This window comes from Staphylococcus sp. EG-SA-2 (genome assembly GCF_017152085.1).
Genome location: NZ_JACYHC010001349.1, coordinates 1 through 26,262, shown reverse-complemented (window position 1 = coordinate 26,262; position 26,262 = coordinate 1). Strand labels below are relative to the sequence as shown.

General features: G+C 32.1%; 18 protein-coding genes and 1 pseudogene. 13 read left to right on the top strand and 6 right to left on the bottom strand.

The genetic code is table 11. The annotated features are described in order from the left end of the window. The coding region (locus tag IDG60_RS23545; protein WP_241013424.1) for an SMC family ATPase at nucleotides 1–2,215 on the top strand (2,215 nt) is incomplete at its 5' end. Between the two features lie 70 nt (nucleotides 2,216–2,285). Here the strand turns inward: IDG60_RS23545 and mscL are convergent. Continuing rightward, on the bottom strand, nucleotides 2,286–2,648 hold the full coding sequence (mscL, locus tag IDG60_RS21540) for a large conductance mechanosensitive channel protein MscL (protein WP_000910489.1): 363 nt from the start codon (nucleotides 2,646–2,648) through the stop codon (nucleotides 2,286–2,288). Between the two features lie 203 nt (nucleotides 2,649–2,851). Between mscL and IDG60_RS21535 the strand changes: the two genes are divergently transcribed. From IDG60_RS21535 to menI, 3 genes are all read left to right on the top strand, one after another. Next, nucleotides 2,852–4,498 (top strand): BCCT family transporter, encoded by a 1,647-nt coding sequence (locus tag IDG60_RS21535; RefSeq protein ID WP_001088978.1) that lies wholly within the window; start codon nucleotides 2,852–2,854, stop codon nucleotides 4,496–4,498. Nucleotides 4,499–5,445: 947 nt separating this feature from the next. Beyond that, on the top strand, nucleotides 5,446–8,151 hold the full coding sequence (gene acnA, locus IDG60_RS21530; protein ID WP_000729744.1) for an aconitate hydratase AcnA: 2,706 nt from the start codon (nucleotides 5,446–5,448) through the stop codon (nucleotides 8,149–8,151). A 180-nt stretch (nucleotides 8,152–8,331) separates the two neighbouring features. Next, nucleotides 8,332–8,799 (top strand): 1,4-dihydroxy-2-naphthoyl-CoA hydrolase MenI, encoded by a 468-nt coding sequence (menI, locus tag IDG60_RS21525; RefSeq protein ID WP_000640487.1) that lies wholly within the window; start codon nucleotides 8,332–8,334, stop codon nucleotides 8,797–8,799. 206 nt (nucleotides 8,800–9,005) lie between these two features. Here the strand turns inward: menI and IDG60_RS21520 are convergent, their stop codons facing one another. Continuing rightward, the gene (locus IDG60_RS21520; protein WP_001165377.1) at nucleotides 9,006–9,302 is read right to left on the bottom strand and encodes a HesB/YadR/YfhF family protein; all 297 of its coding nucleotides are present in this window, start codon (nucleotides 9,300–9,302) and stop codon (nucleotides 9,006–9,008) included. Nucleotides 9,303–9,677: 375 nt separating this feature from the next. Next, a complete protein-coding gene (plsY, locus tag IDG60_RS21515; protein WP_000972779.1) occupies nucleotides 9,678–10,286 on the bottom strand; it encodes a glycerol-3-phosphate 1-O-acyltransferase PlsY in 609 nt (202 codons plus the stop codon). Nucleotides 10,287–10,491: 205 nt separating this feature from the next. Between plsY and parE the strand changes: the two genes are divergently transcribed. From parE to mprF, 7 genes are all read left to right on the top strand, one after another. Beyond that, a complete protein-coding gene (parE, locus tag IDG60_RS21510) occupies nucleotides 10,492–12,483 on the top strand; it encodes a DNA topoisomerase IV subunit B (RefSeq protein WP_001557340.1) in 1,992 nt (663 codons plus the stop codon). After that, the gene (parC, locus tag IDG60_RS21505; protein WP_001289562.1) at nucleotides 12,483–14,885 is read left to right on the top strand and encodes a DNA topoisomerase IV subunit A; all 2,403 of its coding nucleotides are present in this window, start codon (nucleotides 12,483–12,485) and stop codon (nucleotides 14,883–14,885) included. Before parE ends, parC begins: the two co-directional genes overlap by 1 nt. 249 nt (nucleotides 14,886–15,134) lie before the next feature. Then, nucleotides 15,135–16,595: a glutamine transporter AlsT gene (alsT, locus tag IDG60_RS21500; RefSeq protein WP_103182744.1), complete on the top strand. Its 1,461-nt coding sequence runs from the start codon at nucleotides 15,135–15,137 to the stop codon at nucleotides 16,593–16,595. Nucleotides 16,596–17,094: 499 nt separating this feature from the next. Further along, entirely contained in the window at nucleotides 17,095–17,946 is an 852-nt protein-coding gene (gene glcT, locus IDG60_RS21495; RefSeq protein ID WP_000505015.1) for a glucose PTS transporter transcription antiterminator GlcT, read from the top strand. After that, nucleotides 17,921–18,088, top strand: coding sequence for a hypothetical protein (locus tag IDG60_RS21490; protein ID WP_001788758.1), 168 nt, complete (start codon nucleotides 17,921–17,923; stop codon nucleotides 18,086–18,088). The genes glcT and IDG60_RS21490 overlap by 26 nt, the downstream gene beginning before the upstream one ends. Further along, a complete protein-coding gene (gene cozEb / locus IDG60_RS21485; protein ID WP_001004752.1) occupies nucleotides 18,081–19,289 on the top strand; it encodes a cell elongation protein CozEb in 1,209 nt (402 codons plus the stop codon). The genes IDG60_RS21490 and cozEb overlap by 8 nt, the downstream gene beginning before the upstream one ends. A 480-nt stretch (nucleotides 19,290–19,769) precedes the next feature. Then, nucleotides 19,770–22,292, top strand: coding sequence for a bifunctional lysylphosphatidylglycerol flippase/synthetase MprF (mprF, locus tag IDG60_RS21480; RefSeq protein WP_001071136.1), 2,523 nt, complete (start codon nucleotides 19,770–19,772; stop codon nucleotides 22,290–22,292). 202 nt (nucleotides 22,293–22,494) lie between these two features. On the opposite strand, the gene msrA is transcribed toward mprF, so the two are convergent. Next, on the bottom strand, nucleotides 22,495–23,004 hold the full coding sequence (gene msrA / locus IDG60_RS21475) for a peptide-methionine (S)-S-oxide reductase MsrA (RefSeq protein WP_001024830.1): 510 nt from the start codon (nucleotides 23,002–23,004) through the stop codon (nucleotides 22,495–22,497). 136 nt (nucleotides 23,005–23,140) lie between these two features. Between msrA and IDG60_RS21470 the strand changes: the two genes are divergently transcribed. Then, complete coding sequence (locus IDG60_RS21470) at nucleotides 23,141–24,124, top strand: LCP family protein (protein ID WP_000356975.1); 984 nt, start codon at nucleotides 23,141–23,143, stop codon at nucleotides 24,122–24,124. An 87-nt stretch (nucleotides 24,125–24,211) separates the two neighbouring features. Here IDG60_RS21470 and IDG60_RS21465 read toward each other — a convergent pair whose 3' ends face one another. Beyond that, complete coding sequence (locus IDG60_RS21465; RefSeq protein ID WP_001123276.1) at nucleotides 24,212–24,397, bottom strand: 2-hydroxymuconate tautomerase; 186 nt, start codon at nucleotides 24,395–24,397, stop codon at nucleotides 24,212–24,214. Nucleotides 24,398–24,544: 147 nt separating this feature from the next. Here IDG60_RS21465 and IDG60_RS21460 point away from each other — a divergent pair, with 147 nt between their 5' ends. Next, the gene (locus IDG60_RS21460; RefSeq protein WP_000283016.1) at nucleotides 24,545–25,807 is read left to right on the top strand and encodes a Y-family DNA polymerase; all 1,263 of its coding nucleotides are present in this window, start codon (nucleotides 24,545–24,547) and stop codon (nucleotides 25,805–25,807) included. 135 nt (nucleotides 25,808–25,942) lie between these two features. Here IDG60_RS21460 and IDG60_RS21455 read toward each other — a convergent pair. Beyond that, nucleotides 25,943–26,262, bottom strand: a pseudogene (locus tag IDG60_RS21455) (prephenate dehydrogenase); the annotation flags it as partial.

Below are 26,262 nucleotides of genomic sequence, written 5' to 3'. Positions count from 1 at the left end.
AAATAATATATTAAAAGATAATATTAATCAACTCAACAAAAATAAAATTGATTTCGTTCAATTGAAAGAACAACAACCTGAAATAGAGGGAATTGAAGCTAAGTTAAAGTTGTTACAAGATATTACAAACCTATTGAATTATATTGAAAATAGAGAAAAAATTGAAACTAAAATTGCTAATAGCAAAAAAGATATTTCTAAAACCAATAATAAAATATTGAATCTTGATTGTGATAAGCGAAACATAGACAAAGAGAAAAAAATGTTAGAAGAAAACGGAGATTTAATTGAAAGTAAAACCTCTTTTATTGATAAAACTAGAGTATTATTTAACGATATTAATAAGTATCAACAAAGTTATCTCAATATTGAATGCTTGATAACTGAGGGTGAACAATTAGGTGATGAATTAAATAATCTAATTAAAGGTTTAGAAAAGGTCGAAGATTCAATAGGTAATAACGAAAGTGATTACGAGAAAATTATCGAACTAAATAATGCGATAACTAACATAAATAATGAAATTAATATAATTAAAGAAAATGAAAAAGCTAAAGCTGAATTAGATAAACTATTAGGTAGTAAGCAAGAGTTAGAGAATCAAATTAATGAAGAAACAACTATAATGAAGAATCTCGAAATAAAATTAGATCACTACGATAAATCAAAATTGGACTTAAATGATAAAGAAAGCTTTATAAGTGAAATTAAATCTGCTGTAAAGATTGGAGATCAATGTCCGATATGTGGTAATGAAATTCAGGATTTAGGGCATCATATTGATTTTGACAGTATTGCTAAACGTCAAAATGAAATTAAAGAAATTGAAGCAAATATCCACGCAATAAAATCGAATATTGCTGTGCATAATTCTGAAATTAAATTTGTTAATGAAAAAATATCGAATATTAATATTAAAACGCAAAGTGATTTTTCACTCGAAGTATTGAATAAGCGTCTGCTAGAAAATGAAAATGCATTGAATAATCAAAGAGATCTTAATAAATTTATAGAACAAATGAAAGAAGAAAAAGATAATCTAACGTTGCAAATTCATAATAAACAATTGCGTCTAAATAAAAATGAATCTGAGTTGAAATTATGTCGAGATCTCATCACTGAATTTGAAACACTCTCGAAATATAATAATATCACTAATTTTGAGGTGGATTATAAGAAGTATGTTCAAGATGTGAATCAGCATCAAGAACTCTCAAAGGAGATTGAAGATAAGTTAATGCAATTGTCTCAAAGAAAGTTAATTGAGCAAAATAATCTAAATCACTATGAAAATCAACTAGAAACTTACAATAATGACTTAGAATTGAATGAACAATCTATTGAAATGGAAATGTCGAGGCTGAATTTAACTGACGACAATGATATAAATGAAATAATAGCCTGGAGGGGCGAGCAAGAGGAATTAGAGCAGAAAAGGGATACTTATAAAAAACGTTATCATGAATTTGAAATGGAAATAGCTAGGTTAGAATCATTAACCAAGGATAAAGAGTTATTGGACTCTGATAAATTAAAAGATGAATATGAGCAAAAAAAAGAAAAGATGAATACACTGATAGATGAATACTCTGCTGTTCATTATCAATGTCAAAATAATATTAATAAAACACAATCTATAGTTTCGCATATTAATTACTTAAATCAAGAATTAAAGGATCAACAAGAAATTTTTCAATTGGCTGAAATTGTCAGTGGTAAGAATAACAAAAATCTTACATTGGAAAACTTTGTCTTAATTTACTATTTAGATCAAATTATTGCCCAAGCAAATCTGAGATTAGCAACAATGTCAGATAATCGATACCAACTAATTAGGCGAGAAGCGGTTTCTCATGGTCTTAGTGGCCTAGAAATTGATGTATTTGATTTGCATTCAAATAAGTCTAGACATATTAGCTCGTTATCAGGTGGAGAAACTTTCCAATCGTCGCTTGCATTAGCTTTAGGGTTAAGCGAAATTGTACAGCAGCAATCAGGAGGTATTTCACTAGAATCAATATTTATTGATGAAGGATTCGGTACATTAGATCAAGAAACGCTTGAAACAGCGTTAGACACTTTATTAAATCTTAAATCAACTGGTAGAATGGTTGGGATTATTTCACATGTGAGCGAATTGAAAAATAGAATACCTTTAGTTTTAGAAGTGAAATCAGATCAATATCAGAGTTCAACAAGATTCAAAAGAAATTAAAACATAAAAAATAGAGATGGTACTTTGGAATGTATAGAACAACCTTAGCCCATCTCTTTTTATTTAAAAATTATTTTTTCTCACGCAATAAATCTCTGATTTCAGTTAATAACACAACATTTTCTTCCACAACTGCTTCTTCTTCGGCTTCTTCTTTCTTCATTAATGTATTTGCAATCTTAACAAAGATGAATAAAGCAAACGCGATGATAATAAAGTCGATAACAGATTGGATAAATAAACCGTATTTAATACCCCAGAATGACCATTCTTTAGCAAAATCAACTGATCCGAAAATTTTACCAATTAATGGCATGATGATATTTTCTACTAATGAAGATATAATCTTGTTGAAAGCTGCACCCATCACAACAGCAATTGCTAAATCTAAGACGTTACCTTTTAAGGCGAACTCTTTGAATTCTTTTAACATTACACTCAACCTCTCTTTTTTAAATGTAACCTCAATTATACAACAAATAAAAAAATTAGAAAATAGATTATTCAAGAAAATTTGATTATCGCAAAGACCTTTGTTATCCTATAAAGGTGCGTGAGTTATTGAATAAAATGTTTAGATAATCTTTTTATTCTACTACATAAAATTAAATATAGAATTGAAGGGAGTAATTAATTATGAATTCTTCTTCACCAGAGAATCCAAATGGAAAGAAGTATTCACCAGTCTTCATCTATAGTGCAATTGTTGTTGCTATAGTCGTATTACTTGGTGCATTTTTACCTGAACAATTCAACTATGTTACCAATAATATTAAAATGTGGATTACAGAAAAGTTAGGTTGGTATTATCTTATTCTTACTACGATTATCGTGTTCTTCTGTATATTCCTTATTTTTAGTCCTATTGGAAAACTTAAACTAGGTAAACCAAATGACAAACCTGAGTTTAATACAATTTCATGGTTTGCTATGTTGTTTAGTGCTGGTATGGGGATAGGTTTGGTGTTTTATGGTGCAGCTGAACCGATGGCGCACTTTGCTACGCCACCTACAGCAGATCCCAAAACTACTGAAGCTTATACTGAAGCTCTACGTTCAACATTTTTCCATTGGGGATTCCATGCTTGGGCTGTTTATGGTGTTGTTGCGTTAGCGTTGGCATATTCGCAATTCCGTAAAGGTGAACCAGGTTTATTATCTAGAACTTTACGTCCTCTTTTAGGTGATAAAGTAGAAGGTCCTATTGGGATTTTTATTGACGTTTTATCTGTATTTGCGACAATCGTTGGGGTAGCCGTTTCGTTAGGTATGGGTGCTCTACAAATTAATGGTGGTTTACATTACTTGTTCAATGTTCCAAACAATACGTTTGTACAAGCGATTATCATCATTGTTGTTACTATCTTATTTATAGCAAGTGCATGGTCTGGATTAAGTAAAGGTATTCAATACTTAAGTAACTTGAACATTGGTTTAGGTACTATTTTAATGGTAGCTGCTTTAATTGTTGGACCAACTGTTCTTATTTTAAATATGTTAACTAGCTCTACGGGTAGTTTACTAAACACATTCTTGTTTAATAGTTTTGATACAGCTGCTTTAAATCCTCAAAAACGTGAATGGATGTCTTCATGGACACTTTATTACTGGGGTTGGTGGTTAAGTTGGAGCCCATTCGTTGGAGTGTTTATTGCACGAGTTTCAAAAGGACGTTCAATTAGAGAGTTCATTTCTGGTGTCTTGCTAGTTCCAGCAATTGTTAGTTTTGTTTGGTTTAGTGTCTTTGGTGTATTAGGCATCGAGACAGGTAAGAAACACAAAGAAATTTTTGATATGACTCCTGAAACACAGCTATTTGGAGTGTTTAATCATGTGCCATTTGGCATAGTTTTATCGTTGATTGCATTATTATTAATTGCATCATTCTTTATTACATCTGCTGACTCAGCAACATTTGTATTAGGAATGCAAACAACATTTGGTTCATTAAATCCATCTAGTATGGTAAAAGTTGTTTGGGGAATTTCACAGGCCTTAATAGCATTTGTACTTTTATTAGCTGGTGGCGGTAATGGCGCTGAAGCTTTAAATGCGATTCAAAGTGCTGCAATTATAAGTGCATTCCCATTCTCCTTTGTCGTCATACTCATGATGGTAAGTTTCTACAAGGATGCGAACCAGGAACGTAAATTCCTAGGTTTAACATTGACTCCGAATAAACATCGCTTACAAGAATATATCAAGAGTCAACAAGAAGATTATGAATCTGACATTCTTGAAAAGCGTCAGTCACGTAGAAATATAGAGAAAAAAGATAACTAATAAAATTTAGTTAAGTATTTAAATAACAAGTAGTATGTCATTCTAGTAGCTAGAACAGATATACTACTTGTTTGTTTTTGTGGAAAATTGAGTATATTCAAAAGGATAAGAACGAGAATTTCGTTATTAAACTACGAATTCTCGATTTTTTTATATTTTAAGATAGGTTTATTTCTGAAAACTTAATAGAAAGGGGTTTGACAAAGCTAAAGTGAAGTTTGACGGTATAAACGCAAATTAAATATACTTTTATAGAAAATTAACTCAGGCTGGGACATAAATCAATATTCTATGCTCTACGAAGTTATATTGGCAGTAGTTGACTGAACGAAAATGCGCTTGTAACAAGCTTTTTTCAATTCTAGTCAGGGGCCCCAACACAGAGAATTTCGAAAAGAAATTCTACAGGCAATGCGAGTTGGGGTGAGGGCCCCAACACAGAAGCTGACGAAAAGTCAGCTTACAATAATGTGCAAGTTGGGGATGGGCCCCAACAAAGAGAAATTGGATTCCCAATTTCTACAGACAATGCAAGTTGGCGGGGCCCCAACATAGAAGCTGGCGGAAAGTCAGTTTACAATAATGTGCAAGTTGGGGTGGGACGACGAAATAAATTTTGCGAAAATATCATTTCTGTCCCACTCCCATCAAAAGAATGACATTGAAAAGAAATATTAAAGTTTGGCGCCACAATTTTCTTTCTGCTCAATGAAATAATACGTTTGAAAATTGAATTGAATCATTCACGAAATTGATAATTATTCTCAATTAATAAAAATACTTATTACACCTTACCTGTATGATAAGTTTTGCTTATATACTCTGATTAAAAAGTCAAAACCTAAATTAAGCGTTTTCTAAGCATGATGAGTTGTTTATCAATAAATATAATAATACAATTTAATCAAGGCATATAAATATAAAAATGTATCAAGGGGGATCATTAAATGGCTGCAAATTTTAAAGAGCAATCAAAAAAACATTTTGACTTGAATGGCCAAAGTTATACTTACTATGATTTAAAAGCTGTAGAAGAGCAAGGTATTACTAAAGTTTCCAATTTACCTTATTCAATTCGTGTTTTGTTAGAATCTTTACTTCGTCAAGAAGATGATTTTGTAATTACAGACGATCATATTAAAGCTTTAAGTCAGTTTGGAAAAGATGGAAATGAAGGCGAGGTACCATTTAAACCTTCTCGTGTTATTTTACAAGATTTCACAGGTGTACCAGCCGTAGTTGATTTAGCTTCTTTACGTAAAGCAATGGATGACGTTGGGGGAGATATTACTAAAATTAATCCAGAAGTACCGGTGGATTTAGTTATTGACCACTCAGTTCAAGTGGATAGCTATGCAAATCCAGAAGCTCTTGAACGTAATATGAAATTAGAATTTGAACGTAACTATGAACGTTATCAGTTTTTAAATTGGGCAACGAAAGCATTTGATAATTACAATGCAGTTCCTCCTGCAACTGGAATAGTTCACCAAGTTAATTTAGAATATTTAGCAAGTGTTGTACATGTTCGTGATGTAGATGGTGAAAAAACTGCATTTCCAGATACATTAGTTGGTACTGATTCACATACAACAATGATAAATGGTATTGGCGTACTAGGATGGGGTGTTGGTGGTATTGAAGCTGAAGCTGGAATGCTTGGACAACCTTCTTATTTCCCAATTCCAGAGGTTATTGGTGTACGACTAGTAAATTCATTACCACAAGGCGCAACAGCAACTGATTTAGCGTTAAGAGTAACTCAAGAGCTACGTAAAAAAGGTGTTGTTGGTAAATTTGTGGAGTTCTTTGGTCCAGGTGTACAACATTTACCACTAGCAGACCGTGCTACAATTGCAAACATGGCACCAGAGTATGGAGCAACTTGCGGATTCTTCCCAGTTGATGATGAATCTCTTAAATATATGAAGTTAACTGGTAGATCAGACGAACATATCGCGCTAGTAAAAGAATATTTGAAACAAAACCATATGTTCTTTGATGTTGAGAAAGAAGATCCTAATTATACAGATGTTATCGAATTGGATTTATCAACAGTTGAAGCATCGCTTTCAGGACCAAAACGTCCTCAAGATTTAATTTTCTTAAGTGATATGAAATCATCATTTGAAAATTCTGTAACAGCTCCAGCAGGCAACCAAGGACACGGTTTAGATAAAAGTGAATTTGATAAGAAAGCTGAAATTAACTTTAAAGATGGATCAAAAGCTACAATGAAAACAGGTGATATTGCAATAGCAGCAATTACATCATGTACAAATACATCTAACCCTTATGTAATGTTAGGTGCAGGTTTAGTTGCTAAAAAAGCAGTTGAAAAAGGCTTGAAAGTTCCTGAATACGTTAAAACTTCTCTAGCACCAGGATCAAAAGTTGTTACCGGATATTTAAGAGATGCTGGCTTACAACCTTATTTAGATGATTTAGGCTTCAACTTGGTTGGTTATGGATGTACAACTTGTATCGGTAATTCAGGTCCTTTATTACCAGAAATTGAAAAAGCGATTGCTGATGAGGACCTATTAGTGACATCTGTATTATCTGGTAACCGTAACTTTGAAGGTCGTATCCATCCTCTTGTTAAAGCCAATTACCTAGCTTCACCACAGTTAGTTGTTGCTTATGCATTAGCTGGAACGGTTGATATTGATTTACAGAATGAACCTATTGGTAAAGGTAATGACGGTGAAGATGTATATTTGAAAGATATTTGGCCATCAATTAAAGAAGTTTCAGATACCGTTGATAGTGTTGTAACACCTGAATTATTTATTGAAGAATATAATAACGTATACAATAACAACGAATTATGGAATGAGATTGATGTAACTGATCAACCTCTATATGACTTTGATCCTAATTCAACATACATTCAAAATCCATCATTCTTCCAAGGATTATCTAAAGAACCGGGTACGATTGTTCCATTAAATGGTTTACGTGTTATGGGTAAATTCGGTGATTCTGTGACAACTGACCACATCTCTCCAGCAGGTGCAATTGGTAAAGATACGCCAGCTGGTAAATATTTACAAGATCATCAAGTGCCTATTCGTGAATTTAATTCATATGGTTCAAGACGTGGTAATCACGAAGTAATGGTTCGAGGTACGTTTGCTAATATACGTATTAAAAACCAATTAGCGCCAGGTACTGAAGGTGGTTTTACAACTTATTGGCCAACAAATGAAGTAATGCCTATCTTTGATGCTGCAATGAAATATAAAGAAGATGGTACAGGTTTAGTTGTATTAGCTGGTAACGATTATGGTATGGGTTCATCTCGTGACTGGGCAGCAAAAGGTACAAACTTATTAGGTGTTAAAACAGTTATTGCACAAAGTTATGAACGTATCCATCGTTCAAATTTAGTTATGATGGGTGTATTACCATTAGAGTTTAAAAAAGGTGAATCAGCTGATTCTCTTGGTCTAGATGGTACAGAAGAAATTTCTGTTAATATTGATGAAAATGTTCAACCACATGACTACGTCAAAGTTACTGCTAAGAAGCAAGATGGTGATTTGGTAGAATTTGACGCTATGGTTCGTTTTGACTCACTTGTTGAAATGGATTACTATCGTCACGGTGGAATTTTACAAATGGTTTTAAGAAATAAATTAGCGCAATAAAAAATAGATATCACAGTAAAATTTCAATCGGTATTTGAGGCACTTTGATAGTGCTCAAAAATACTTCTATAAACTTTATGATATAATAAGGTCGGTTCAAAACCTTTGTGTTCTTGGCCGGCCTCTTCTTGTATTTTATGTTAGAATGAGATATAAAGTTAAACTGAAAGAAGGCTTAAAATGATATATAGTATTACAGAAATAGAAGCGCGTTATGCTGAAACTGATAAGATGGGTGTAATTTATCACGGGAATTATGCAACTTGGTTTGAAGTTGCGCGGTTGGATTATATATCGAAGTTAGGTTTTAGTTATGCTGATATGGAAAAACAAGGAATCATTTCACCTGTGACTGACCTCAATGTCAATTATAAAAAGTCTATTTTTTATCCAGAAAAAGTTAAAGTTAAAACTTGGGTTGAAAAATATTCGAGATTACGTTCAGTGTATAAATATGAGATTTTTAATGAAAAAGGTGAACTTGCAACTACAGGTTCCACAGAATTGATTTGCATTAAAGAAGATACTTTTAAGCCTATACGGTTGGATCGTTATTTCCCAGATTGGCATGAAGCTTATAGTAAAGTGCAAACGCTCAATAATGAAGGGAAAACAGTAGAGATAATGGATGGTATTGATTCTTTATAAGTTACTGTAAATGTTTGGAGAGGCAATATTAACAATTAATCTATAAGAAATAGCCAATACGTTAACATTAATGTAATTAGCGTGAAGATAAGCTAATATATAGCAAAAACGAACTTGTTCATACAACATCAGATGTGCTAAACCAAAGTACAACTTCCGAGGTTCAGGACACATCAGAATGTGTAAACAAGTTCGTTTTATTTTAGTTATTTTGTGGAATAAGAAATTTCATCTTCGTGATCAACTACATTTACAATAATGTGGTCATCTTCAAAGTACCACAAATCTTTTTCCGCTACGACAACATTTAAATCGTCATATTGTTGTTCATAGCCAATATCAACATCTTCCTTTGGTTCAACTGTAAAAGCAGGACTAAATCCTTGCTTGAGTTGGAATTCGCCACCATATCTTACAAAAAACACGAGCACTTTATTATTTTCAGGCAACTCAAGTTCATTTTTAAACCAAGTTACTGCTGCATCAGTAAGTTCTATTTGCATAACAATGACCTCCTATATTTATTACAGAATGGGAGTGGGCCAACTTGTATTATTTGTGGAATTTCTTATCGAAATTCTCTGTGTTGGAGCCCACCCCAACCTGCTCATTATTGTAAGCTGAATTTCCATAAGCTTCTATGTTGGGACCCCCGACCAGAATTGAAAAAACCTAGTTATAAGCGCATTTCGTTCGGTTAACTACAGCTAATATAACATTGTGGAGCCTATGACATTGATTTATGTCTCGGTCTCAAATGTTCTTGTAAAAAAACTAAGTATAGTTGAATTTTAAGTTAAAAAAATTGTTTTTGCAAAAATAAAATAATCCATCAACTGCAAAAAAATATGCAATGATGGACTAATGTCAAAAAATTGTTACATCCATTTTATTTTAGGTTCTTCGCCTCTAAAAATCCTTGCGATATTAGAGCGATGTCTAATTATCAATATGATTGAAACTAAGAAACTAACGACTAATAAAATATAGTCTTGAATGATAAGCGAGCCAATCACACAGCAAATTGCTGCAACGATACTTGCTAAAGAAACATATTTAAAAATCTTCAATACAATAAAGAAGATAATTGCAAGTATTAGTAAAAGTATCGGATTGACTCCCAAGACGACACCTGCACTAGTTGCAACAGCTTTGCCACCTTGGAATTTTAAATAAACAGGATAAACGTGTCCAAGTATAGCGAATAAGCCAACAATTAAACCATTTGTAAAAAAAGTACTAATAGGGCCATCTGCGTGAACTGGTAACCATAAAGGGAAGAAAACAGTTATGAACCCTTTGAAAATATCTAGAAATGTTACCAAGAATCCTGCAGGACGACCTAATACTCTAAAGCTATTAGTAGCGCCAGTATTACCACTACCAAATTGTCTAATATCTTTTTTGAAAAATAATTTTCCAATTACGAATCCACTTGGGAAAGCGCCGATAAGATAACTTAGTAGTAACATGACGATTATCATCATAAATATTACACATCCTTTAATATCTTAGGACTATTTTATCATATTCATTTAAATTACGGCTAAAAATTTTAAAAACGGGGATTAATATATGGAATTAAGCTATGAAAGTTAATTGATACTTGCATTTTACGCTGATTTATATAAGAATAACTATTGTATAGTTTTAAAAACGAACGTACGTTTGCAGGAGGCGAAATCATTGGCAATGAATAAACAAAATAATTATTCAGATGATTCAATACAGGTTTTAGAGGGGTTAGAAGCAGTTCGTAAAAGACCTGGTATGTATATTGGATCAACTGATAAACGGGGATTACATCATCTAGTATATGAAATTGTCGATAACTCCGTCGATGAAGTATTGAATGGTTACGGTAACGAAATAGATGTAACAATTAATAAAGATGGTAGTATTTCTATAGAAGATAATGGACGTGGTATGCCAACAGGTATACATAAATCAGGTAAACCGACAGTCGAAGTTATCTTTACTGTTTTACATGCAGGAGGTAAATTTGGACAAGGCGGCTATAAAACTTCAGGTGGTCTTCACGGTGTTGGTGCTTCAGTTGTAAATGCATTGAGTGAATGGCTTGAAGTTGAAATCCATCGAGATGGTAGTATATATCATCAAAGTTTTAAAAACGGTGGTTCGCCATCTTCTGGTTTAGTGAAAAAAGGTAAAACTAAGAAAACAGGTACCAAAGTAACATTTAAACCTGATGACACAATTTTTAAAGCATCTACATCATTTAATTTTGATGTTTTAAGCGAACGACTACAAGAGTCTGCGTTCTTATTGAAAAATTTAAAAATAACGCTTAATGATTTACGCAGTGGTAAAGAGCGTCAAGAGCATTACCATTATGAAGAAGGAATCAAAGAGTTTGTTAGTTATGTCAATGAAGGAAAAGAAGTTTTGCATGACGTGGCTACATTTTCAGGTGAAGCAAATGGTATAGAGGTAGACGTAGCTTTCCAATATAATGATCAATATTCAGAAAGTATTTTAAGTTTTGTAAATAATGTACGTACTAAAGATGGTGGTACACATGAAGTTGGTTTTAAAACAGCAATGACACGTGTATTTAATGATTATGCACGTCGTATTAATGAACTTAAAACAAAAGATAAAAACTTAGATGGTAATGATATTCGTGAAGGTTTAACAGCTGTTGTGTCTGTTCGTATTCCAGAAGAATTATTACAATTTGAAGGACAAACGAAATCTAAATTGGGTACTTCTGAAGCTAGAAGTGCTGTTGATTCAGTTGTTGCAGACAAATTGCCATTCTATTTAGAAGAAAAAGGACAATTGTCTAAATCACTTGTGAAAAAAGCGATTAAAGCACAACAAGCAAGGGAAGCTGCACGTAAAGCTCGTGAAGATGCTCGTTCAGGTAAGAAAAACAAGCGTAAAGACACTTTGCTATCTGGTAAATTAACACCTGCACAAAGTAAAAACACTGAAAAAAATGAATTGTATTTAGTCGAAGGTGATTCTGCGGGAGGTTCAGCAAAACTTGGACGAGACCGCAAATTCCAAGCGATATTACCATTACGTGGTAAGGTAATTAATACAGAGAAAGCACGTCTAGAAGATATTTTTAAAAATGAAGAAATTAATACAATTATCCACACAATCGGGGCAGGCGTTGGTACTGACTTTAAAATTGAAGATAGTAATTATAATCGTGTAATTATTATGACTGATGCTGATACTGATGGTGCGCATATTCAAGTGCTATTGTTAACATTCTTCTTCAAATATATGAAACCGCTTGTTCAAGCAGGTCGTGTATTTATTGCTTTACCTCCACTTTATAAATTGGAAAAAGGTAAAGGCAAAACAAAGCGAGTTGAATACGCTTGGACAGACGAAGAGCTTAATAAATTGCAAAAAGAACTTGGTAAAGGCTTCACGTTACAACGTTACAAAGGTTTGGGTGAGATGAACCCTGAACAATTATGGGAAACGACGATGAACCCAGAAACACGAACTTTAATTCGTGTACAAGTTGAAGATGAAGTGCGTTCATCTAAACGTGTAACAACATTAATGGGTGACAAAGTACAACCTAGACGTGAATGGATTGAAAAGCATGTTGAGTTTGGTATGCAAGAGGACCAAAGTATTTTAGATAATTCTGAAGTACAAGTGCTTGAAAATGATCAATTTGATGAGGAGGAAATCTAGTGAGTGAAATAATTCAAGATTTATCACTTGAAGATGTTTTAGGTGATCGCTTTGGAAGATATAGTAAATATATTATTCAAGAGCGTGCATTGCCAGATGTTCGTGATGGTTTAAAACCAGTACAACGTCGTATTTTATATGCAATGTATTCAAGTGGTAATACACACGATAAAAATTTCCGTAAAAGTGCGAAAACAGTCGGTGATGTTATTGGTCAATATCATCCACATGGAGACTCCTCAGTGTACGAAGCAATGGTCCGTTTAAGTCAAGACTGGAAGTTACGACATGTCTTAATAGAAATGCATGGTAATAATGGTAGTATCGATAATGATCCGCCAGCGGCAATGCGTTACACTGAAGCTAAGTTAAGCTTACTAGCTGAAGAGTTATTACGTGATATTAATAAAGAGACAGTTTCTTTCATTCCAAACTATGATGATACGACACTCGAACCAATGGTATTGCCATCAAGATTTCCTAACTTACTAGTGAATGGTTCTACAGGTATATCTGCAGGTTACGCGACAGATATACCACCACATAATTTAGCTGAAGTGATTCAAGCAACACTTAAATATATTGATAATCCGGATATTACAGTCAATCAATTAATGAAATATATTAAAGGTCCTGATTTTCCAACTGGTGGTATTATTCAAGGTATTGATGGTATTAAAAAAGCTTATGAATCAGGTAAAGGTAGAATTATAGTTCGTTCTAAAGTTGAAGAAGAAACTTTACGCAATGGACGTAAACAGTTAATTATTACTGAAATTCCATATGAAGTGAACAAAAGTAGCTTAGTAAAACGTATCGATGAATTACGTGCTGACAAAAAAGTCGATGGTATCGTTGAAGTACGTGATGAAACTGATAGAACTGGTTTACGAATAGCAATTGAATTGAAAAAAGATGTGAACAGTGAATCAATCAAAAATTATCTTTATAAAAACTCTGATTTACAGATTTCATATAATTTCAACATGGTCGCTATTAGTGATGGTCGTCCAAAATTGATGGGTATTCGTCAAATTATAGATAGTTATTTGAATCATCAAATTGAGGTTGTTGCAAATAGAACGAAGTTTGAATTAGATAATGCTGAAAAACGTATGCATATCGTTGAAGGTTTGATTAAAGCGTTGTCAATTTTAGATAAAGTAATTGAATTGATTCGTAGCTCTAAAAACAAGCGTGACGCTAAAGAAAACCTTATCGAAGTATTCGAGTTCACAGAAGAACAGGCTGAAGCAATTGTAATGTTACAGTTATATCGTTTAACAAACACTGACATAGTTGCGCTTGAAGGTGAACATAAAGAACTTGAAGCATTAATCAAACAATTACGTCATATTCTTGATAACCATGATGCATTATTGAATGTCATAAAAGAAGAATTGAATGAAATTAAAAAGAAATTCAAATCTGAACGACTGTCTTTAATTGAAGCAGAAATTGAAGAAATTAAAATTGACAAAGAAGTTATGGTGCCTAGTGAAGAAGTTATTTTAAGTATGACACGTCATGGATATATTAAACGTACTTCTATTCGTAGCTTTAATGCTAGCGGTGTTGAGGATATTGGTTTAAAAGATGGTGACAGTTTACTTAAACATCAAGAAGTAAATACGCAAGATACCGTACTAGTATTTACAAATAAAGGTCGTTATCTATTTATACCGGTTCATAAATTAGCAGATATTCGTTGGAAAGAATTGGGGCAACATGTATCACAAATAGTTCCTATCGAAGAAGATGAAGTGGTTATTAATGTCTTTAATGAAAAGGACTTTAATACAGATGCATTTTATGTTTTTGCGACTCAAAATGGCATGATTAAGAAAAGTACAGTGCCTCTATTTAAAACAACGCGTTTTAATAAACCTTTAATTGCTACTAAAGTTAAAGAAAATGATGATTTGATTAGTGTTATGCGCTTTGAAAAAGATCAATTAATTACCGTCATTACTAATAAAGGTATGTCATTAACGTATAATACAAGTGAACTATCAGATACCGGATTAAGGGCAGCTGGTGTTAAATCAATAAATCTTAAAGCTGAAGATTTCGTTGTTATGACAGAAGGTGTTTCTGAAAATGATACTATATTGATGGCCACACAACGCGGCTCGTTAAAACGTATTAGTTTTAAAATCTTACAAGTTGCTAAAAGAGCACAACGTGGAATAACTTTATTAAAAGAATTAAAGAAAAATCCACATCGTATTGTAGCTGCACATGTAGTGACAGGTGAACATAGTCAATATACATTATATTCAAAATCAAATGAAGAACATGGTTTAATTAATGATATTCATAAATCTGAACAATATACAAATGGCTCATTCATTGTAGATACAGATGATTTTGGTGAAGTAATAGACATGTATATTAGCTAAAAACTATATGCAATCACGAAATTAAATGATAAAATACAGTAATGTTAAATTTTGACTAAATTCAAGGGATTTATATTAAATGCTGACCAAGTACTTATCGTTAAATTAGCGATAGACTTTGACCAAACTAATATAAATCTCTTGTATTGTATAAGAAATGATGATGTATCTCTATATTTACTGAAGTTTCAATTCGGTCTAATTTTATAGAAGGTGCATGATTCATGTAGAGGATGCGAGGGGTTTATTTTGAAAGATTTCGATAGTTTAATTCCTGGATGGTTTAAAGAATTTGTCCATGTTGGTACCGATTTAATATGGTCTCAATATTTAATTGGTCTATTATTGACAGCTGGATTCTTCTTTACAATTAGTTCTAAATTCGTTCAATTACGAATGTTACCTGAAATGTTTAGAGCTTTAGTAGAACGTCCAGAAACTTTAGAAGATGGTAAGAAGGGTATTTCGCCATTCCAAGCATTTGCGATTAGTGCTGGTTCGAGAGTTGGTACTGGTAATATTGCTGGTGTTGCGACTGCGATTGTTTTAGGCGGTCCAGGTGCAGTGTTTTGGATGTGGGTTATTGCATTTATAGGTGCAGCGAGTGCATTTATAGAAGCGACTTTGGCTCAGGTTTATAAAGTACATGATAAAGATGGTGGATTCCGTGGTGGTCCAGCTTACTATATTACTAAAGGTTTAAATCAAAAATGGCTAGGTATCGTATTTGCGATTTTAATTACAATTACATTTGCATTTGTATTTAACACAGTGCAATCTAATACAATTGCGGAGTCGTTAAATACGCAATATAATATTAGTCCAGTAATCACAGGTATTATTTTAGCAATCGTAACAGCTATTATTATATTTGGTGGTGTACGTAGTATTGCTACGTTATCTTCGTTAATTGTACCGATTATGGCTATCATTTACATTGGTATGGTTTTAGTAATATTGCTATTTAATTTAGATCAAATTGTTCCTATGATAGGTACGATTATTAAAAGTGCATTTGGTATCGAACAAGTAACTGGTGGCGCTGTAGGTGCTGCGGTTCTTCAAGGTATCAAACGTGGTTTATTCTCTAACGAAGCTGGTATGGGTTCTGCGCCGAATGCAGCGGCAACTGCTGCCGTACCACACCCTGTTAAGCAAGGTTTAATCCAATCATTAGGTGTGTTCTTTGATACAATGTTGGTTTGTACAGCAACTGCAATCATGATTTTACTATATTCAGGATTGAAATTTGGTGATAACGCACCTCAAGGTGTTGCAGTTACTCAATCAGCACTTAATGAGCATTTAGGTTCTGCTGGAGGTATTTTCTTAACAATAGCAGTTACACTGTTTGCATTTTCATCTGTTGTAGGTAATTACTATTACGGTCAATCTAATATTGAATTTTTATCAACAAATCGTGTGATATTATTTATCTTTAGATGTCTTGTTGTAGTACTTGTCTTTGTCGGTGCAGTTGTAAAAACAGAAACAGTATGGAATACGGCAGACTTATTTATGGGCTTAATGGCAATTGTAAACATTATTTCCATTATAGGACTGTCCAATGTAGCTTTTGCATTGATGAAAGATTATCAAAAGCAGAAAAAAGAAGGCAAGAACCCTGTCTTTAAACCTGAAAACTTAGAAATTAACTTATTTGGAATTAGTACTTGGGGCGCTAACAAATATAAGAACTCTGATAAATAAATATTTTTAATGTAACGATTCATTATATAAAAATCAAATAAACCCTGAGGTTTTCAAATTAAAGCGAAAATCTCAGGGTTTTAAATTTGTACTCAATAATCATCTGTATCATTACACTAGTTAATCTAAGATTTGATTATATATTAATATAGTAAGGTTGAGATTTATTTCCTCCATTGGTGTGCAAAGACTATACCATTTATAAGACATATTGTTGGATAGATGAATATAAATTTATTTTAGTTTTGCACAATTTAATAGTGCGTTTTAGTTTGTATTGAGTATTAATTCAGATAATATATAAATAAATAGAATTATTTGTAAATATGGGAGTCAGATTTTTTTATTATAGTTATTCCACTTTGAGAGACATCGAAATTAAATTAAGATATATCATATAGGATAGGCGTGTAATAGAACACAAGTATTTAAATTATTATACTTTCAAGTTAGACATTTCCGATATATAATCTTAATAATAGAAAAATAGGTGATGATAATGGGAGAATATATTGTTACTAAAACATTGAACAACAATGTCGTAGTATGTACTAATAATGATCAAGAAGTTATTTTAATCGGTAAAGGTATTGGTTTTAACAAAAAAGAGGGAATGGCGTTAAACGACCAAACTATTACAATAGAGAAAATTTATAAATTAGAAAGTGAGCAACAAAAAGCACATTATAAAAGTTTAGTTGAAATCGCTGATGATAATGTATTACAAGTAATTATTGATTCGTTGAATTTTATTTCTAATACTGCGATGAATGTTGATTCAAAACAACTTGTAGTTTCATTAACGGATCATATTATATTTGCTTATAAACGCTTAAAACAAAATCAAGTTATTAGCAATCCATTTGTTATGGAAACTATGCAGTTATATAGTGATGCATATCATATTGCTAAACAGGTGATTGATCAGTTAAATGCAGCATTAGATGTACATTTTCCTGAAGATGAGATAGGATTTATTGCATTACATATTGCATCTAATACAGAAGATTTATCTATGCATGAGATGACCTTGATCAATAATGTTATTAAAAAAGGTATAGATATCATTGAATCAGACCTTGTGACAACTGTTGATAAGGAATCATTACAATACCAACGTTTTATAAGGCACGTACAATTTTTAATTCGCCGATTAAGAAGAAAAGAATATATACATGCACAAGATGATTTTGTGTCTATGATTAAAAATCACTATCCGATTTGCTATAACACAGCATATAAAATTTTAACTATGATACAAAAACAATTTGATGTTAATATCAGTGAGTCTGAAATTATATATTTAACATTACACATTCATCATTTTGAAGAAAGGATTAATCAATCCTAAATTAAGTGTATTACACGGGCGTTTCGTTACTGTAAAGGGTATTTGTATGGTATCATTGATGTTAGTAATTTTACATAAGTGGACTGTTTTTATACAACATCTTATGAATATTTTAAGTGGTGGTGAATCTATAATTGAATGAAAATGAAAAGAATATAAGAAAGAATTTTTTAAAATTTACCGAATCACGGTATATGAAGTTTGTTGGTGGGAATGATTTAGTCTTCTCATTAATAGCGCTAGTATTGTTGGGTATTGTTATTTTTATTTTCGAAAAAGTATCATATGTTTTTGATCCTTTTATCATCGTTTTTAAGACGATAGCAGCACCTATCATCGTCTCTTTAATTCTATTCTATCTATTTAACCCAATCGTAAATATGATGGAACGTTATAGAATACCAAGAGTTGCAGGTATTTCTATTATTTATCTAGCTGTAGTAGGTGTTATTACGTTAATTGTTAATTTATTGATACCTATTATTGGTTCGCAAGTAGATAGTTTAGTTAAAAATTCACCGCAATATCTAGAAAAATTAATTAATTCTATTGATAAAATAGCAAATAATACGTTTTTCTCTTCGTATTATAGTCAAATTAATGATTGGTTAAATTCTTTACCTAAGAAAATACCATCTATGTTAAGTGAATTTACAGATGGCTTTGGGTCTAAAATTGCAACGTTTGCAGAAACGATTGCTAATATTGGCGTTGTGATTGTCACAACACCATTTGTACTATTCTTTATGCTTAAAGATGGACATCACTTCAAAGAATTTTCAACGAATATTATGCCACCGAAATTCCGAAAAGATTTTCATGATCTACTTGAAAAAATGAGTGTTCAAGTTGGTTCATACATTCAAGGACAAATTATCGTTTCATTCTGTATCGGTATACTGTTGTTTATCGGTTATTCGGTTATCGGGTTGAAATATAGCTTAGTATTAGCTAGTATTGCGGCAGTTACAAGTGTTGTACCATATTTAGGGCCTACTATAGCGATTTCTCCAGCTATTGTAATAGCTGCTATAACATCGCCGTGGATGCTCTTAAAATTAGCAGTAGTATGGACTTTAGTACAATTTGTTGAAGGGCACTTCATTTCACCAAATATCATGGGTAAAACACTTAAGATTCATCCACTTACAATCATTTTCATTTTACTGTGTGCAGGCAAATTGCTTGGTATTGTAGGCGTTATTTTAGGTATTCCGGGATATGCTATTTTAAAAGTATTAGTTACTCATTTATTCCAATTATTTAAACGTCGATACAATCGTTTCTATGGTAATGATGTAGGTGAATATGATATTAAAGAAAGTAATAAAATAGTTGAATAAGTAATAAAAAATACCAATGACTATATGTTTGTTGGTATTTTTTATGGTGCTTATAATGTTGGGCAGTTACATTTATGATTATCAGCACATGTTTAGCTTATAAATTTTTACGAAAGTTTAGCCGTTTATAAAGCACATGCATAATGAAACGAGTATTTGCCACTTGATTAGTACTTCATTATTATGTCGAAAATAAAAATAAGTGGTATTTTTAATATATTAAGAAGCACTCATAATCGGCTGTTAATTAATAATATTTTTCATAAGTATTGATTCATCATTTTCTTTATGTTAAATATGAATCAGTATAGATAACCATATTGTTCTGTTTGAGATAGAAATATTTTCTATTTACTTCTTAATACAGATATCAATATGACAAAAGTGTTATATAAATCAAAGGTAAATGATATGCTATTTTTATGGTTTATATGATATATTTTGATTTATAACAGAAATAATTAGAATTGATGTGAAAAAATGAATCAGGAAGTTAAAAACAAAATATTTTCAATCTTAAAAATTACGTTTGCTACAGCTTTATTTATTTTTGTAGCAATCACATTGTATCGGGAGTTATCTGGTATTAACTTTAAAGATACGTTGGTTGAATTTAGTAAGATTAACCGTATGTCCTTAGTGTTACTATTTATTGGTGGTGGGGCATCGCTTGTTATTCTATCAATGTATGATGTGATTTTATCTAGAGCTTTAAAAATGGATATATCCTTAGGCAAAGTTTTAAGAGTAAGTTATATCATCAATGCATTGAATGCGATTGTAGGTTTCGGTGGCTTTATTGGTGCAGGCGTTAGAGCAATGGTTTATAAAAACTATACGCATGATAAAAAGAAATTAGTTCACTTTATATCCTTAATACTTATTTCAATGTTGACAGGTTTAAGCTTATTATCATTGCTAATTGTATTCCATGTTTTCGATGCATCTTTAATCTTAGATAAGATTACATGGGTAAGATGGGTATTATATGTAGTGTCATTTTTCTTACCATTATTCATTATTTATTCAATGGTTAGACCACCCGATAAAAACAATCGTTTTGTAGGATTGTACTGCACTTTAGTGTCGTGTGTTGAATGGTTAGCAGCTGCAGTTGTATTATATTTCTGTGGTGTAATTGTTGACGCTCATGTATCATTCATGTCCTTTATTGCAATATTTATCATTGCTGCATTATCAGGTTTAGTCAGCTTTATTCCTGGTGGTTTCGGCGCTTTCGATTTAGTTGTATTACTAGGATTTAAAACTTTAGGTGTCCCTGAGGAAAAAGTATTATTAATGCTACTTCTATATCGTTTTGCGTACTATTTTGTACCGGTAATTATTGCATTAATTTTATCATCATTTGAATTTGGTACATCAGCTAAGAAGTACATTGAGGGATCTAAATACTTTATTCCTGCTAAAGATGTTACGTCATTTTTAATGTCTTATCAAAAGGATATTATTGCTAAAATTCCATCATTATCATTAGCAATTTTAGTATTCTTTACAAGTATGATCTTTTTTGTAAATAACTTAACGATTGTTTACGATGCTTTATATGATGGAAATCACTTAACGTATTATATTCTATTGGCAATTCATACTAGTGCTTGTTTATTACTTTTACTGAATGTAGTTGGTATTTATAAGCAAAGTAGACGTGCCATTATCTTTGCTATGATTTCAATTTTATTAATCACAGTGGCGACATTCTTCACTTACGCTTCATATATTTTAATAACATGGTTAGCTATTATTTTTGTTCTGCTTATTGTAGCTTTCCGTAGAGCACGTAGGTTGAAACGCCCAGTAAGAATGAGAAATATAGTTGCAATGCTTTTATTCAGTTTATTTATTTTATATGTTAACCATATATTTATTGCTGGAACGTTATATGCATTAGATATTTATACGATTGAAATGCATACATCTGTATTGCGCTATTACTTCTGGCTTACGATTTTAATCATCGCTATCATCATAGGTATGATTGCATGGTTGTTTGATTATCAATTTAGCAAAGTACGTATTTCTTCTAAAATTGAAGATTGCGAGGAGATTATTAATCAGTACGGCGGTAATTATTTGAGTCACTTGATATATAGTGGTGACAAGCAGTTTTTCACTAATGAAAATAAAACAGCATTTTTAATGTATCGTTATAAAGCAAGTTCATTAGTGGTTCTTGGAGATCCGTTAGGTGATGAAAATGCCTTTGATGAATTGTTAGAAGCATTCTATAATTACGCTGAGTATTTAGGCTATGATGTTATATTCTATCAAGTTACAGATCAACACATGCCTTTATATCATAATTTCGGTAACCAATTTTTCAAATTAGGTGAAGAAGCAATTATTGATTTAACGCAATTTTCAACTTCAGGTAAAAAACGCCGTGGATTTAGAGCGACTTTAAACAAATTCGATGAACTTAATATTTCATTCGAAATTATTGAACCACCGTTTTCAACTGAATTTATAAATGAGCTTCAACATGTAAGTGATTTATGGCTAGATAATCGTCAGGAAATGCATTTCTCTGTGGGTCAATTTAATGAAGAATACTTATCTAAAGCGCCAATTGGTGTAATGCGAAATGAAGAAAATGAAGTAATTGCATTCTGTAGTTTAATGCCAACATACTTTAATGATGCCATTTCAGTCGATTTAATTAGATGGTTGCCAGAGTTAGATTTACCATTAATGGATGGATTATACTTGCACATGTTACTTTGGAGTAAAGAACAAGGTTATACAAAATTTAATATGGGTATGGCAACGTTATCGAACGTTGGTCAATTGCATTATTCATATTTAAGAGAACGACTTGCAGGCCGTGTCTTTGAACATTTCAACGGTCTATATCGTTTCCAAGGATTACGTCGTTATAAATCTAAATATAATCCGAATTGGGAACCACGCTTTTTAGTTTATCGTAAAGATAATTCGCTTTGGGAATCACTTTCTAAAGTAATGCGTGTAATACGTCACAAATAATTAAAATCCAAGTGCTAAGAGGTATACAGTTATGCCTGAAGCGCTTGGATTTTTTGGTTTCTATAAAGAATGATTTATAAAAAACGGTACAGATAAGAATATTTAAGTTTCCTATCTGTACCGTATTTTAATATTGAAATGAGCTTAAGTTAAGTCGCCTAACTTTTATTATCAGCCCAATCAGTTTCATCAAGTATAAATGTTATTGCTTATTTTTGTATTCTTGGCGTATTTTTTGTTCTTCTGCATAGCGCTCTGGATTTTTCTTATAAAAATCTTGGTGATAGTCTTCGGCTTTGTAAAATTGTGACGCTGGTAATATTTTTGTTGCAATTGCCTTATCAGCATTAATCGTATTTTTAAGCTGCTCGATATATGTCTCAGCGAGTTCTTTTTGATGATCATTAGTGTAGAAAATAGCTGTTTGATATTGAGGACCACGGTCTTGATATTGACCACCTGTATCTAATGGGTCAATGACTGAGAAAAATATTTCTAATAACTTATTGTATGAGAATAATGCAACATCATATTGAATTTCAACAGTTTCTAAATGACCACTCGTACCTGATTTTACTTGTTCGTAAGTAGGATTTTCAATATGTCCGCCCATATATCCAGAAGTTACTTTTTCTATGCCGTCAAAGGTGTCAAATGGTTTCGTCATACACCAAAAGCAACCTCCGGCAAAATAAGCTGTATTAATATTCATTTTTGACATCCTTTCATTAGACCTTAGTACGATTTATTAAGAAATCACTTGCTTTTTGAATTGTTTTTATATAACGTTAATATGTGATTATTATAGTACACAAAAATCTATTTTTGAAGATATAAGGTAGGTAAATATGGATAAAGAAACTAATGACAACGAATATAGACGTCAAAGTGAACATCGCACTTCGGCGCCTAAGCGAAAAAAGAAGAAGAAAATTAGGAAATTACCTATCATTCTTCTGATTGTTGTAATTTTACTTATCGCATTAGTTGTATATATTGTACATAGTTACAATAGCGGTGTAGAATATGCCAAGAAACATGCGAAAGATGTTAAAGTACATCAATTTAATGGACCAGTAAAAAATGATGGTAAAATTTCTATTCTTGTACTCGGTGCAGATAAAGCACAAGGTGGACAATCAAGAACAGATTCTATCATGGTTGTTCAATATGACTTTATCAATAAAAAAATGAAAATGATGTCTGTCATGCGTGATATTTATGCAGATATTCCAGGATATGGAAAACACAAAATTAATTCAGCATACGCTTTAGGTGGTCCAGAGCTACTTAGAAAAACACTTGATAAAAATTTAGGAATTAATCCTGAATATTATGCAGTAGTTGATTTTACTGGATTTGAGAAAATGATTGATGAATTAATGCCAGAAGGTGTACCAATTAATGTCGAAAAGGATATGTCGAAAAATATTGGTGTATCTTTGAAAAAGGGTAACCATAGGTTGAATGGTAAAGAATTACTTGGTTATGCAAGATTCCGTCACGACCCTGAAGGTGACTTCGGACGCGTGCGACGTCAGCAACAAGTGATGCAAACATTGAAAAAAGAAATGGTTAATTTTAGAACAGTTGTTAAATTACCAAAAGTTGCAGGTATTTTAAGAGGCTATGTGAATACAAACATTCCTGATTCAGGGATTTTCCAAACAGGTTTGAGTTTTGGCATCCGAGGTGAAAAAGATGTTAAGTCATTGACTGTGCCAATCAAGAACTCATACGAAGATGTCAATACAAATACTGATGGTAGTGCATTACAGATTAATAAAAACACAAATAAACAAGCTATTAAAGACTTTTTAGATGAAGATTAAAAATAAACAAGGCGATTTCTATCATACTCAGATAGAAGTCGCCTTGTTCGTTTTCAAAGAATTAATTGGCATGCATCTTATGAAGAATTATTGATCTGACTTTCTTACGCCAGCCACACCATAATGGTTTGGTTTCATTTCTTCTATAACAACGTGAATTGCTTGTCTATTTGCCCCCGTTGTTTTTTCTACGGCGTCAGTTACTTCGCTAACTAAATTTTTTAATTGTTCATCCGAACGACCTTCTAATAATTTTACATTGACGATTGGCATCATCCAAACCTCCTAATCATTATTAATTTGAGTATATCATGTAATACTTAAAAATTCATTTGCAAAATAACAGAACATTTGTTCTAAAATAGTTGAAATAGAACACGTGTTCGTATATAATAAGGTTCAAGTAAGGGAGGAATAACAGTGTATAATTATCATTTATTAGAAGATAGGGATGTTCTATGTATTGACCAAAAAAGTTTTTTTGCGAGTGTTTCTTGTATTGAAAAGGGGCTAGATCCATTAGAAACAAAGTTAGCTGTTGTTGCAGATACTAAGCGTCAGGGTTCTGTAATATTGGCTGCGACACCTAAATTAAAAGAATTAGGCATCAAGACAGGGTCGCGATTGTTTGAAATACCACATAGAAATGATATTTACATTATCAATCCAAGTATGCGTAAATATCTTAATGTTTCAGTTGCTATTTCTAAGATTGCATTGCGTTATATTCCACCTGAAGATTTACACCAATATAGTATTGACGAATTTTTTATGGATGTTACTGATAGCTATCATAGATTTAGTTCTACAGTACATGCATTTTGCGAAAGACTTAAACGTGAAATTTATGAAGAAACAGGCATTTATTGTACTGTGGGCATTGGTTCTAATATGTTATTAAGTAAAATTGCTATGGATGTTGAAGCGAAGCATAGTCAAAATGGTATAGCTGAATGGCGATATCAAGATGTACCAACGAAATTATGGCCAATTCAGCCCTTGCGAGATTTTTGGGGTATTAATCGTCGAACAGAAGCCAAATTGAATAAAAGAGGAATTTTTACTATAGGAGATTTAGCGAAATATCCATATAAATTTTTAAAAAAAGAGTTCGGTATTTTAGGTGTTGATATGCATCTACATGCGAATGGGATAGATCAGAGTAAAGTACGTGAAAAGCACAAGATCAGCAATCCATCGATATGCAAAAGTCAAATATTAATGAGAGATTATCATTTTGATGAAGCAAAAGTAGTAATGCAAGAGTTAATTGAAGATGTTGCTAGCAGAGTTCGAGCAAGAAAAAAAGTGGCAAGAACGATACATTTTGCCTTTGGCTATAGTGATGAAGGCGGTGTACATAAGCAATATACTTTGAAAGATCCAACAAACTTAGAAAAAGATATTTATAAAGTAGTAATGCATTTCGCAGATAAATTATGTAATAAACAAGCACTATATCGTACGCTAAGTATATCTTTGAGTCAATTTATTAATGAGGATGAGCGACAGTTAAGTCTGTTTGAAGATGAATACCAACGCAAACGTGACGAATGTCTAGCTAAAACGATAGACCAATTACATTTGAAATACGGCAAAGGTATTGTGTCCAAAGCAGTATCGTTTACAGAAGCAGGTACAAAACACGGCAGATTAGGTTTAATGGCTGGACATAAAATGTAATGACTATACGGTTTAAGTAATATATAACTGTGATTCGTATAAAATAAGTCTCTAAAGATAAATATTTCATATATCACAATAGATTTCACAATAATATCTAAGAATACATGGAATTTATCAAAAGAGACTTAATAATTATTGGATATAACAATCAAAATCACTCAATGCTTGCATACCGCGTTCTCGGTCAGTAGGGTTTTTGAAACTAATTTTTAAAGCACCGTATATATCTTCGCGTACTTCTAAGATTCTTAAGTTGCTTATAGATATGTTATGTAAACTCAGGATATAAGTCACTTTACTTATCATACCTGATTCATCCGGAATGTCTACATATAGATCATACGCAGTATTTAGTCCACCTAGTTGTTTAGCGGGTAGTGCGTCGCGATACGATTTAGCTTGGGCAAAAAATGATAACAATTTTTCAGAATCATTGCTTTCAATTAGTCTTT